11 protein-coding genes are annotated in these 11,402 nt (G+C 44.5%); 2 read left to right on the top strand and 9 right to left on the bottom strand.

All coding sequences use genetic code 11. From position 1 onward, the window contains the following. Window positions 1-190: 190 nt before the first annotated feature. Entirely contained in the window at window positions 191-2,212 is a 2,022-nt protein-coding gene (gene treP, locus STRDD11_RS03985) for a PTS system trehalose-specific EIIBC component (protein WP_128835638.1), read from the bottom strand. Between the two features lie 187 nt (window positions 2,213-2,399). Between treP and treR the strand changes: the two genes are divergently transcribed. Next, window positions 2,400-3,164 (top strand): trehalose operon repressor, encoded by a 765-nt coding sequence (treR, locus tag STRDD11_RS03980; protein ID WP_128835636.1) that lies wholly within the window; start codon window positions 2,400-2,402, stop codon window positions 3,162-3,164. 927 nt (window positions 3,165-4,091) lie between these two features. On the opposite strand, the gene STRDD11_RS03975 is transcribed toward treR, so the two are convergent. From STRDD11_RS03975 to STRDD11_RS03945, 8 genes are all read right to left on the bottom strand, one after another. Next, window positions 4,092-4,433, bottom strand: a complete 342-nt coding sequence (locus STRDD11_RS03975) for a hypothetical protein (RefSeq protein WP_241209309.1) — start codon at window positions 4,431-4,433, stop codon at window positions 4,092-4,094. Window positions 4,434-4,441: 8 nt separating this feature from the next. After that, window positions 4,442-4,735: a hypothetical protein gene (locus STRDD11_RS03970; RefSeq protein ID WP_128835631.1), complete on the bottom strand. Its 294-nt coding sequence runs from the start codon at window positions 4,733-4,735 to the stop codon at window positions 4,442-4,444. An 8-nt stretch (window positions 4,736-4,743) separates the two neighbouring features. Next, on the bottom strand, window positions 4,744-5,478 hold the full coding sequence (locus tag STRDD11_RS14160) for a hypothetical protein (protein WP_241209308.1): 735 nt from the start codon (window positions 5,476-5,478) through the stop codon (window positions 4,744-4,746). Beyond that, a complete protein-coding gene (locus tag STRDD11_RS14155; protein ID WP_241209307.1) occupies window positions 5,468-6,256 on the bottom strand; it encodes a hypothetical protein in 789 nt (262 codons plus the stop codon). The genes STRDD11_RS14160 and STRDD11_RS14155 overlap by 11 nt, the downstream gene beginning before the upstream one ends. After that, entirely contained in the window at window positions 6,138-6,854 is a 717-nt protein-coding gene (locus STRDD11_RS03960) for a hypothetical protein (protein ID WP_241209306.1), read from the bottom strand. Before STRDD11_RS03960 ends, STRDD11_RS14155 begins: the two co-directional genes overlap by 119 nt. A 119-nt stretch (window positions 6,855-6,973) precedes the next feature. After that, window positions 6,974-7,582 (bottom strand): hypothetical protein, encoded by a 609-nt coding sequence (locus STRDD11_RS03955; RefSeq protein WP_128835629.1) that lies wholly within the window; start codon window positions 7,580-7,582, stop codon window positions 6,974-6,976. Between the two features lie 226 nt (window positions 7,583-7,808). Beyond that, complete coding sequence (locus tag STRDD11_RS03950; protein ID WP_128835626.1) at window positions 7,809-9,152, bottom strand: hemolysin family protein; 1,344 nt, start codon at window positions 9,150-9,152, stop codon at window positions 7,809-7,811. Window positions 9,153-9,368: 216 nt separating this feature from the next. Beyond that, window positions 9,369-10,493 (bottom strand): AI-2E family transporter, encoded by a 1,125-nt coding sequence (locus tag STRDD11_RS03945; RefSeq protein WP_128835624.1) that lies wholly within the window; start codon window positions 10,491-10,493, stop codon window positions 9,369-9,371. A gap of 75 nt (window positions 10,494-10,568) precedes the next feature. Here STRDD11_RS03945 and STRDD11_RS03940 point away from each other — a divergent pair, with 75 nt between their 5' ends. Further along, the gene (locus tag STRDD11_RS03940; RefSeq protein ID WP_128835622.1) at window positions 10,569-11,360 is read left to right on the top strand and encodes an ABC transporter ATP-binding protein; all 792 of its coding nucleotides are present in this window, start codon (window positions 10,569-10,571) and stop codon (window positions 11,358-11,360) included. The last annotated feature ends 42 nt before the right edge of the window (window positions 11,361-11,402 follow it).

Here is an 11,402-nt window from a genome sequence, read left to right as displayed (position 1 = left end):
CAGATAAGGCAGCTTCTCAATAATTCCCTGCAGGTCGCCCACACCGTTTCCAGTCGTGTCTTTGTAAGACTTGGGATAAATTTGGTAAACGACCTTTGTTTTATCAAGTGTCATGTTTTCTCCTTTTTCTTTTGAGAAAAGGGACAGCGCTCAAAGCTCCCATCCCTTTTTGTGGTTCATTCATTGCTCTTTAAAGCGGTTTGGCGGTCATCAGCTGACTGCCTCGCTCTACCACGCGCGGAAGCTCACCTACTGGCTCCGTCTGGTATTGATCTTGGTTGGTGATAATGACCGGAGTCTCTGTCACATAGCCAGCTTTCTTGATTGCCTTCATATCAAAGGAAATCAATTTATCGCCGGCCTTGACCCTGTCTCCTTGGGCTACATGGCCTTCAAATCCTTTGCCTTCAAGATTGACCGTATCCATGCCGATATGCATCAGAATCTCCGCTCCTTGGTCCGACTGGATGCCGACTGCATGCATGGTTGGAAAGAGGACAGTCACCTTGCCATCGACCGGTGATACCAACTCACCCTCGCTAGGGATGATGACCACACCTTGCCCCATCACTCCTTGAGCAAAGACGGGGTCCGCAGCTTGGCTCAATTCCTTAACTTCACCAGCCAGCGGGCTGAGAACAGACACTTCCTGTGCCACTGCTTCCTCAGCAGGGGCGGAAAATTCCGCTTCTTCCTGCGCTGCAAACTCAGCCTGCAGTTCTGGATCCTCTTCTGTCTTGGTCAGGAATCCTGTCTTGTGGAAGAAGAAAGTCAGAAACATTGGAACCGCAATCGCAACCAGCATGACTAGGATAAAGGGCAGCCAATATTTGGCTTGGATAGAGAGAATGGCAGGCAAACCACCGACACCGATACCCGTTGCTGTGATATTGAAGGTCAGGGACAAAATACCAGCAATGGAAGAACCAATCATTCCCGCAATCAATGGATAGGTATATTTGACATTCACCCCAAAAAGGGCTGGCTCAGTGACCCCCAGATAAGCGGAAACCGCTGCCGGAAGAGAAATCTGTGCCTCTTTTTCATTCTTGCGCTTCATGAAATAGTAAGCCAAGACTGCCGAACCTTGGGCGATATTGGACAGGGCAATCATTGGCCAGAGAGCAGTTCCGCCATAGTCATTGGCTAGCTGAGTATCGATAGCATTGGTCATATGGTGAAGACCAGTAATAACAAATGGGGCATAAAGTGCACCAAAAACTGCACCAAAGAGCCATTTAAATGACCCTGTCAAACCAGCAAATACAACTTTAGACAGGCCTTGACCAACCCACCAGCCAAACGGTCCTAAGATAGTATGTGCCAAAATCAAGGCAGGCACCAGAGACAATAAAGGGACGAAAATCATAGAAATGACCTCTGGAATTCGCTTGCGCCAGAAGATTTCTAAATAAGAAAGAGACAAACCTGCTAACAAGGCAGGAATAACCTGTCCTTGATAACCAAATTTATGGAACTCAAGAGGGCCAAAGTACCAAGTATACTGTTCAGCAATTATCTCTTTAGAAGTAGTAGCTACATCATAGGCATTCAGCAAATTCGGTGAAACCAAACAAATCCCCAACACAATTCCCAGTATCTGACTGGTCCCCATCTTACGAGCTATAGACCAGGTGATGCCTACCGGCAAGAAATGAAAGACAGCTTGTGCCGGCAGCCAAAGAAAGTCATTGACATTACTCCAGAATTTAGAAACATCGACAATCGTATTGTAAATAGGCTCACCGTCTTTGGCAAACTGGGCTACCCCATCAATCATTTTTTGGCCCAGGGCTTGAATCTGAACCCCTTCCAGCACATTGCGGAAGCCCAGAATCAAACCACCGACAATCAGGGCTGGGATAATCGGTGTAAAAATTTCAGCCAGTGTTGTCATGACCCGCTGCACCGGATTTTGATGGCTCTTGGCAGCAGACTTGGCTGCTTCCTTAGAGACTCCCTCAATGCCTGATACAGCGACAAAGTCATTGTAAAAAATCGGCACATCATTGCCAATGATGACTTGAAACTGACCGGCATTGGTAAAGGTCCCTTTTACAGCAGGAATGGCTTCAATGGCTTTGACTTTAGCCTTCTTGTCATCACCAAGGACAAAGCGCATACGAGTCGCACAGTGGCTAACAGCTGTGACATTCTCTTTGCCGCCGATTGCTTCCAGCAAATCTTTGGCATCCTTTTCAAATTTTCCCATTTGACTACTGGCTGAATGAAAATCCAGCACTCTCCTTATTTTTTTATCTTCGTTAGTTTCCTAACAAGTTTCTAAACAATATTGTAACCGATACCAAAGTTGTATGCAAGTTGTTTGTTGAAAAACGGCGGAATCTTTGGTAAAATTTTCTAGGTTGTATGCAAAAAAGAATACAAGTGGAGAAAACATGAAAAAATACAAACAGTTATTTAAACAGATTGAGCAAGATATTTTGGAAGAAAGATACCAAATCGGAGACTTCCTGCCCAGCGAGCACCAGCTGGTTCATGATTATCAGGTCAGCCGCGATACGGTGCGCAAGGCGCTGGCCCTGCTGCAGGAGGAAGGGCTGATTGAAAAGGTCCGCGGACAAGGCTCCAAAGTCATCAAGCAGGAGCAGTTTGACTTTCCAGTGTCCAGACTGACCAGCTATCAGGAGCTGGTCTGCCAGTATGGGATGCACTCAAAGACCAATGTCGTCAGTCTGGAAAAAATCACAGTGGATCAAAAGCTTTCCAGTGTCACTGGCTTTCCTCCCTATCGGCTGGTCTGGCGGATCATCCGCCAGCGTATCGTCGACGAAGTGGTGTCTGTCCTTGACATTGACTATCTGGATAAGGAGATTATCCCCCATCTGACCCGGGAAATCGGTGAAAAGTCCATTTATGACTATCTGGAAAACAACCTTGGCCTGGACATCGCCTACGCCAAAAAAGAATTTACCATTGACCATGCCAATGACCGGGATAAGATTCTCATGGATCTGGGCAAGGACCAGCATATCGTATCGGTCAAATCGCAGGTCTATCTGGCTGACGGCCGCCAATTTCAGTATACCGAAAGCCGGCACAAGCTCGATAAATTTCGCTTTGTAGACTTTGCCAAACGTCAAAAAGACCAGAGCTCACACTCGAGCGATGAGAATGCTGACAAGACAAACCAACGCAGATAGATTAAATAGTCCGGCGGAGGTTTTAAGCTGATGAACAAAACTTCCGTGAGGAAGCCTCTAAAGTACAGCCATTTGAAGCTGGGACAGCCTCTCATCTGCAGCCTGTCTCACCATCTTGTTTCTGGGCTCGGGCTAAAAAGGTTCCCCAAACCTCCCCTCGCTTTCCTATTTTCAGGCTCGGGCTAAAAAGGTTCCCCAAACCTTTTTAGTCCCCAGACTGTTGGGACTGATGTGGTTTGAGGAAATTTTCGAAAAGTATCAATCACCTAGCCCGCTGTCTCTGCAGTCTGCACAAAAAGCCCCTCTGCTTTCCAGCCAGCAGAGGGACAGTTGCATTGTTATGAATGAAGCAAACTCCTAGGAATCTGCCCTTGATTGTATTAGGAGATTTATATGAAAAAAATTATGAAAAAATATTTAGAGGTTTATTCTTTATACTATACTTGCTTTATACTTCTTACTGTAACTTTATACTTAAATAATAGTGCTGCAGGGACTTATGGAGTTGGGTTCCATTTTGAAAGGGTGAAATGCTGTAGGTGATATAAAATAGCTTCTGGCGTCATTGGACTGCCCTCCGTTTCTGTTTTGATGGTCTTAGTATAAACCCAGAAACTTAAGACAGGCTTATAAAAAACTTGCAGGAAGCTTAAAAGCCAGCGTTATCTATCCCCATTTTATTTTTTATACTAGACTTGTTCAGAAAGGAACGATTCTTCTTTCATTTGCTTTCTTTGAATAGTGGGAAACAGAGGACGAAATCGTCTCTTAACAGGGAGAAGACTTGGTCAGCCGCTGCAGAGGTCTTTTTGTTTAGCAATGAAACGACTCCGTCGTTTGCTTGTGTACCGACCGCTTAAGGCGAACTGATACAACATATGGTTTCCGAACAAGGCTTCTGCGCTGGTGCAGGATATATATATCAAGCTAAAGTTGAGAATCCTCGGCTTTCTTTCTTTTATAATATTCTTCCTCCAGTCGTCCCAGATCTTTCCGATATTTAGCCGTTACTTCTTCCCTCTCTTCACTAAGCGTGTCAAAATGCTTTCTGATAGATACATCAAATTGGTCCATATTGTCCTGCATCTCATTAAGCGTTGGGTATATCTCATCTGTTGAATGATTTCTAGAATAATAAAGCAATTGGTCAATCCATGCATCTGTCTTTCTCCGAGCATCCGTCCTCATAGCATCCAGTACTTCTTCCATTTGCTCTATATTTTTTATTTCTTTCTTGTAATCTTCTTCCAGCTTGAATATCTTTTCCATAGCATTCCTCATTTAATTGGGTTTTGCAGATTTGCTTGCGGAATACTTGTCAGATAATCCGCAGCAGCTGTAGCAGCTTCCCCTGAAAATCCGCCCTCTAGACTCCCCTTGAGAGTAACTGCGGCAAAATCAGACATCTGCGCTTTTTGCTCGGCTAACCAGGCAGCTAAGAGATTAGACTGTTCTTCCAATTCCGATTTCTGCAATTGAATCAAAGCATTTATCATTTTCCGTTCTTGGGCCTTCATCAATTCGACAAAATTATTGTTCGCTGTTAATTCTATCTTACTAAGATTTGCCATAGTTCCTCCTATTTGCTGCGAAATTGTAAACTTCCTTGACGATCTACTTCTTCGAGTCTCTCAGCTGCTTGACGTATATTGAAACCAAAAGTATCCAACTTTTGTTTGTAAGAAGCTGCCTCACTTAGAGTTGCTTCTTCAATTCCACTGTCCCAGCAAGTCTCCAATGTAAATTGAGACAAGAGTGATTCCACCTCTCCATCCGATAAATAGATTCTTGTACTATAAACTATCGCTTGGAGTGCTGACACCCTCTCTTCAATATTTTGCTTATACTCATTCAGCTTTTGACTGATTTGAGCTTCAAACTCTGCTCCTTGCTGTTCAGCTAAATCCGCAACTGCAGTCACAAGATCTTTTCGTAGATAAATCAACTGACTTCCACTAAGACTTGAGATTCTAGACTGAACCGAAGAAATTGTCTCAATCGCACGATTGATGGTCAACAAGCGCTTGTATCCAGCCTCGGGTACAAAATCGCCATAAATCTTCTTGTACTCTTTCACATAGTATTCTTCATCTTGCTTATTCCAAATAGGTGACTGTTCAGCTTTGATTTTAGCGACTTTGCGTACCTGCTTCTCCGTCATACCGACGAAAAATTCCCCCTTCTTAGCATACCAGTCCAAATCCAGCATATTGCCAATCTTGGGCGGAAATGTCTCATAATATTCATGAATGAAGTAAGCTTCATTATGCTGATCTCCCTTTGGATAGCGAGAAGCTTTTACCTTAGCTGCCAAACGCACCTGCTCTGGAGACATCCCTGATACAAACTCCCCCCTTCTTAGCATACCATTCTGTATCAAGTTTATTTCCAATAATGTAGAATCCTGCAGGAGTATGGTCTTTTTCGGGCGTATGCAGTCCCTGAGTGCCTTCACGGGAAATAATATTAGCGTAAGGAATCCGTCCACCGCTACTATCCATTATGGTCGTATCTTTCGTATTAGCATCATAGGTCGTAACATGTCGATTGATATAAGCTAAATCACTGGCAGTAAAATTCCCCTTATCGAGAGCAGCCTGAGCACCCCAGTCTGTATAATTGACAACCATAGGGACGTTATGGTCCGCTGCTACCTTGACAACTGGAGTCGCTGACTGACTAAAACCACTCATGGCATAAATCCTGACCGGCTGGTTTAGCTTCTTGTCATCTACTTCTGTAATCTTCTGGACACGCTGATAAAAAGCTTCAATATCCTCATGCTGAGCTGTCATTCCATCCCCATAAGCACCCCCAATTGCATTGCTGGTTGATGCCCAATGGTCTGAACTGATTGGGTTGGCAAAAACTGGCTGGGTCCCTGCGACTGTCACAATGGTCTGGGAAAGAATGGGCTCTCCATTGGCATCCAAGGGAGCTGCCGCGATAGCCTGAGTGACCCCCTCCACGCGGTCAATGATTTGAAATTTTTGGCCTGTATCCGTATTTACTATTTTTTTTTGAGATGAATCTGTTGAAAAATCTTTGGTATTTTTCTGTAAGTACTGAATGTCTTGGTGTGTTACTGCCATTCGAAAGCCTCTCTTCCCTGCACTCGTCTAATTTCCAAATTATAAACAATTTCAGCTTGAGGACTGCCTTGGTTATTTTTTCTACACCTTTTAGATGTCCCTCACGAGAAAAAGCAGTCATCACTTCATCCGTAAATTTCTCTTTTTGTAACTTTAACTGTTCTGGAAGGTGTTGATATACTTCTGAGCTAACAGACTCGCGTTCATTATTTCGCAGATAGATAATCTCTGACCCGTCATTGACATTAAAGCTTAAGTCAAGACCAGCAAGGGTTCCATAATCTGGCACTGCCATATCTAGCACTCCATCATTTCGTAGATAGACTTTATTTCCATAACTATCATAAACAACTGGGACTATACGAGCATTTACAAAACTTTCTCCTCCTCCCCCACTGATAAAAATAGGAGAAAATTCGATTTTACTGATACCGCTGTAATGTTCTTTTAGGTAGATCGCGATTTGTTCTTCATAGAGCTGAAAACCATGCCGGTAGAGATTATCCACTTTCATTCTGTCCATATAAAACTTACCTCCTATCACAAGTACAAAAAAACAAAGCAAAGATAAAAGAATAGATTTTGTTCGTTTAGACATACAAACCTCCTTTTCTTTATATATTAATTTTACTACAAAAAGAGAAGAACAAATAACAAGAACTCAATTAATCATATGGAAAATTCTTCGCATCATCTCCCCTTGAATAAATTGGTATGCTACTTCCATTTACCTACCTCTCGTTCATCCACTCGTTTGATTTCTAAATTATAGACAATTTTAGCTTTAGGACTGCCTTGGTTATTTTTTTCTACTCCCTTTAGAGCCTCTTTTTGTGAATAGGCTGCAATTATTGCATCCGTACTCTTATACGTCTGTAATTTCAACTGTTCTGGGAGATGTTGATGTTGTCCTACTTTAACAGATTCATTTTTTTCATTATACAAATAGATAATTTCTGAACCATCATTGACATTAAAATCCAATTCAATTCCAGAAGTCAAAACATAATTAGGCACCAGAGTATTGATAGTTCCATCGTTACGCAAATAAACTTTATTTCCATAATTATCATAAACTACGGGAACAATACGAGCGTGGACAAATCCTTCTCCCCTTCCTCCACTTTTAAAAATCGGAGAAAATTCGATTTTACTGATACCGCTGTAATGTTCTTTTAGGTAGGTTGCGATTTGTTCCTCATAAAGCTGAAAACCGTGCCGATAGAGATTGTCCACTTTCATTCTGTCCATGTAAAACTTACCTCCTCCTACAAGTGCAAAAATGCAAAATAAGAACAGCACGGCTGTTTTGATTTGTTTGCTCATGAAAACCTCCTTTTTTATATTGATTTTATCATAAAATATAGAAGCCAGATACACAAACTTTTCTAGTCTATCCGCTTTTATCGTCATTTGGTTTATCTTTTATTACTTTGTAACCTAAAACAGTCCGAGGGGAGTGAAAGGTCACATTATGAATGAAATCCCGCCACATCTTGAAAATCAAAAACAGACTCTCCTGCGAAAGCCTGTTTAAATTGGTCAGTTCTGGCTATTTGCCAGTCGATTCATCTGCTTCTTCGATAATTTCTGATATTTCCACCTTGACCTTGGTCACGCGGCCGTTTTTCACCTTGTCATTGGTCAAAATCAGCTTTTTATTCTGACTTTCCACTTCAAAGCTGATGCGCTCTTTAGGATCAGGAATAGTCCCCACACCGGTCAGGTAGTAGCCGGCAATGGTATCCACATCATCACTTTCAATCTCGACCTCAAAGTATTCATTAAAGTCATTGAGGGTCATGGTTCCCATGACAATATAGGTGTTCTCGCCGATTTCATGGACTTCTACTGCCGCCTTATCCGTTTCATCATCGATCTCTCCGACGATTTCTTCTAAGAGGTCTTCCAGAGTCACCAGACCGGCCATACCGCCGTATTCATCTAAGAGAATGGCCATTTGGTTCTGGGTGTTGCGGAGTTCCTTGAGCAAGTCATCCACAAACATGGTCTCGGGCACAAAGAGCGGCTCCTGCAAAATCTTCCGCAGGACGATATTGTCAAAACCATTGGTAAAGCCTTCATTCAGGAGACGCTTGGTATGAATCAGACCGATGACCTTGTCCTTATCGCCGTCATAGACAGGAATCCGGGAAAAGCTCTGCTTGAGAATGCTCTCAATGATTTCCTTGGTATCATCCTGAATATCTACCATGAAAGCGTCCGTCCGCGGCACCATCAGTTCCCGCGCCATCAGTTCATCCAGAGAGAAGATCCCCTGCAGCATTTCGATTTCATCAGCATCCAGCGTCTCCTCGCTGTTGGTCAGCATATACTCGATCTCGTCCCGGGTCATTTTTTCATCAGCATCATCAAACTTCATGGGCGTGATACGGCTCAGCAGGTTGGTCGAAGCCGACAAGAGCCAGACGAAGGGACTGACAATCTTGCCCAGAAAGATAATGACCGGCGCCGCCCGGACAGCCAGATTGTCTTTCAGATTCATAGCAATGCGCTTGGGGTAGAGCTCTCCCAAGACAATGGAGATATAGGTCAGCAGGGCTAAGGCCAGAAAGCTGGCAACTGCATGCGCTGTCTCGGAATTTCCCAGCCAGGCAGCAATGATCTTTCCTAAATTATCCGCAAAGCTGGCCCCCGACAGGATATTGATGACTGTAATCCCGACCTGAATAGTTGATAAGAAATTATTAGGGCTTTCCAGCACCGCTAAGAGGCGGGCGTACTTGGCATCCCCTTCCTCGGCTTTCTGCTCCACGCGCGCCCGATTGAGCGAAACCATCGCCATCTCAGAAGCTGAGAAAAAGGCATTTAATAAAGTCAATATAAACAGTAGTAAGGCTTGCCATAAAATGCTCTGACTGCCAGGGTCTTCCATTGATTTTCTCCTCAAAAGTATGATTAGCTTTGATTATATCATATTTTCAGATTTAGTGCACAGGGAAATGATAAAAGGCAGCAGGACCGGCTTCCTTGATGGCCTAGCCTCACTACAGAAGGCTGGGTTTGGAGAAGAGACCGTATAAGGATGTCTGAAGACTGGAAAAGCAGCCGCAAACATCGGCTGCTTTCAGAAGTCCGGGTATCAGGCTGCTCATTTCTTAATAATGCCAAATTCCTCGTTTTTCTTCTGCTGCTGGGCTTCCTTGTGGTTGTCATAGAGATTGGCCAGAAATTTAGCAATCTCTTTGAGAATAGAATAGACCGGCACCGCTACAATCATGCCGATAATGCCATAAATATTGCTGGACAGAAGCAAGAGCACCATAATCGTAATTGGGTGCACTTTCATCACACCGCCGACAATCCGCGGATAGAGAATATTGCCGTCAATCTGCTGGACAATAACCATATAAACCAGCGCCGCCACCATTTTATGGGGATCGGTAAAGGCATAGGTGATAATCATCGGAATCAGGCCGATGCTGGGACCCACATAGGGAATCAGATTGGCCAAGGTCGAAAAGATGGCAAACACCAGAGCATATTTGAGGCCAATCACGCTGTAGCCGATGTAGGCCAAGGTGCCGATAATCAGGGCATCAATGGAAATACCGCTGATATAGCGGGCAATCGTCGCATTCAGATTGGTCAAGAGATTGGAAAGGTTCAGCCTGTCCCGCTTGAGAACCGTTCTCTCCAGCATAGGCAGGAGCTTGCGCCCGTCCAAAAGGAAGTAGACCAGAAAAATCGGCGTCATAATCAAAATCATAATCGTATTGACGACGGCGGATACCACACTGCCCAGACTGTTGGTCACGCTGTTGAGGATATTTTGCAGAATATCTACATAGGACAGATTGAGCTGCTGAATCGTTGACTGGATATTGAGATTTCTGAAGAGGGCATTCTTCGACAGCTGATTGACCCAGCTCTGAATTTCCCAATAGAGCCCCTGCGTTGAATTGATCAGACTGGACAGCTGATTAATCAAAATAGGCAGGAGGTAGATCACCCCCAGAGCAATGAGGCCGAAAAGCAGGCAGAGGGTCAGCAGAATGCCAACAAGCCTGTTGATTTTCAATCGTTTTTCCAGAAATTCAACCAGAGGATTGGTGATATAATAAAGGAAACCGCCCAGCAGAAAGGGAATCAAAATGGTATTGAGCACGCTGACAACAGGCGTAATCATATCTCCCATCTGCCGCCAGATAAAGAAGATAATGGTCAGTAAGAGGACCTCACTGGTCCAAAACATGAGCTTGCTTTTATGAAACATTTTTTACTCTCCTTCCAGCTATTTTACCATAATTTTTGATATAATAGAGGGGATTTGACGAAAGAAAGAATAAAAATGAAACAGATTATCACGCTGGAAAATGTCAGCCTGACAAAACAAGGCAAAAACATTTTAAAAAATCTGAACTGGCAGGTTCAAAAAGGGGAAAACTGGGCCATTCTGGGGCTCAACGGCTCAGGAAAGTCCAGCCTGCTGCGGCTCCTCATGGCCGAATATTGGAAAACGGAAGGGAAGGTGACGGTTCTCGGCACGGAGTTTGGCGCCGGCGGCATCCCCCAGCTGCGAAGCAGGATTGGCGTGGTCGGCTCCTTCATTGCTGAGCGTCTGCCCAGCCGCCTCTTGACTGAGGAAATTGTCCTGACCGGCAAATACAAGAGCAGCATGCTCTATCGCCAGTACGGCCGGACCGAGCTGGAGGAAGCCAGAGAAATGCTGGCTTCTGTCGGCGGCCAGGAGCTGATTGGCCGGACCTATGCCAGCCTGTCTCAGGGAGAAAAGCAGCTGCTGCTGATTGCCCGCAGCCTCATGGAAGAGCCGGAACTGCTTATTCTGGATGAAGCCAGCAGCGGCCTAGACCTCTTTGCCCGTGAGCGGCTGCTGGATCAGATTGAGAGCATCGCTCGGCTGAAAAAGGCGCCGACTATCCTTTATGTCACTCACCATGCCGAAGAAATCACCCCTGTCATGGACCACCTGTTGCTCTTAAAAGGGGGGGAGATCACCGCTCAGGGCCCCACCGAGACAGTCCTGACCAAGGAAACTCTGGATCTCTTTTATCCGCAGCCTGTCCGTCTGATTGATCTGGGCAGCGGCCGCTTCTTTGTCCAAAGGGAGGAAAGGGATTGATGAAACAGTTTTCTACCATATTCTTTAAGCTGGGCTATTTCC

This window comes from Streptococcus sp. DD11, assembly GCF_001578865.1.
Classification (GTDB): domain Bacteria; phylum Bacillota; class Bacilli; order Lactobacillales; family Streptococcaceae; genus Streptococcus; species Streptococcus panodentis.
This window is presented reverse-complemented; position numbering and strand designations above follow the sequence as displayed.

Coding starts and splice junctions, on each gene's coding strand:
- STRDD11_RS14155 (WP_241209307.1), bottom strand. CDS start 6,256: ATGGCAGTAACACACCAAGACATTCAGTACTTACAGAAAAATACCAAA.
- STRDD11_RS03950 (WP_128835626.1), bottom strand. CDS start 9,152: ATGGAAGACCCTGGCAGTCAGAGCATTTTATGGCAAGCCTTACTACTG.
- STRDD11_RS03955 (WP_128835629.1), bottom strand. CDS start 7,582: ATGAGCAAACAAATCAAAACAGCCGTGCTGTTCTTATTTTGCATTTTT.
- STRDD11_RS03940 (WP_128835622.1), top strand. CDS start 10,569: ATGAAACAGATTATCACGCTGGAAAATGTCAGCCTGACAAAACAAGGC.
- STRDD11_RS03960 (WP_241209306.1), bottom strand. CDS start 6,854: ATGTCTAAACGAACAAAATCTATTCTTTTATCTTTGCTTTGTTTTTTT.
- STRDD11_RS03945 (WP_128835624.1), bottom strand. CDS start 10,493: ATGTTTCATAAAAGCAAGCTCATGTTTTGGACCAGTGAGGTCCTCTTA.
- treP (WP_128835638.1), bottom strand. CDS start 2,212: ATGGGAAAATTTGAAAAGGATGCCAAAGATTTGCTGGAAGCAATCGGC.
- STRDD11_RS03970 (WP_128835631.1), bottom strand. CDS start 4,735: ATGGCAAATCTTAGTAAGATAGAATTAACAGCGAACAATAATTTTGTC.
- STRDD11_RS03975 (WP_241209309.1), bottom strand. CDS start 4,433: ATGGAAAAGATATTCAAGCTGGAAGAAGATTACAAGAAAGAAATAAAA.
- treR (WP_128835636.1), top strand. CDS start 2,400: ATGAAAAAATACAAACAGTTATTTAAACAGATTGAGCAAGATATTTTG.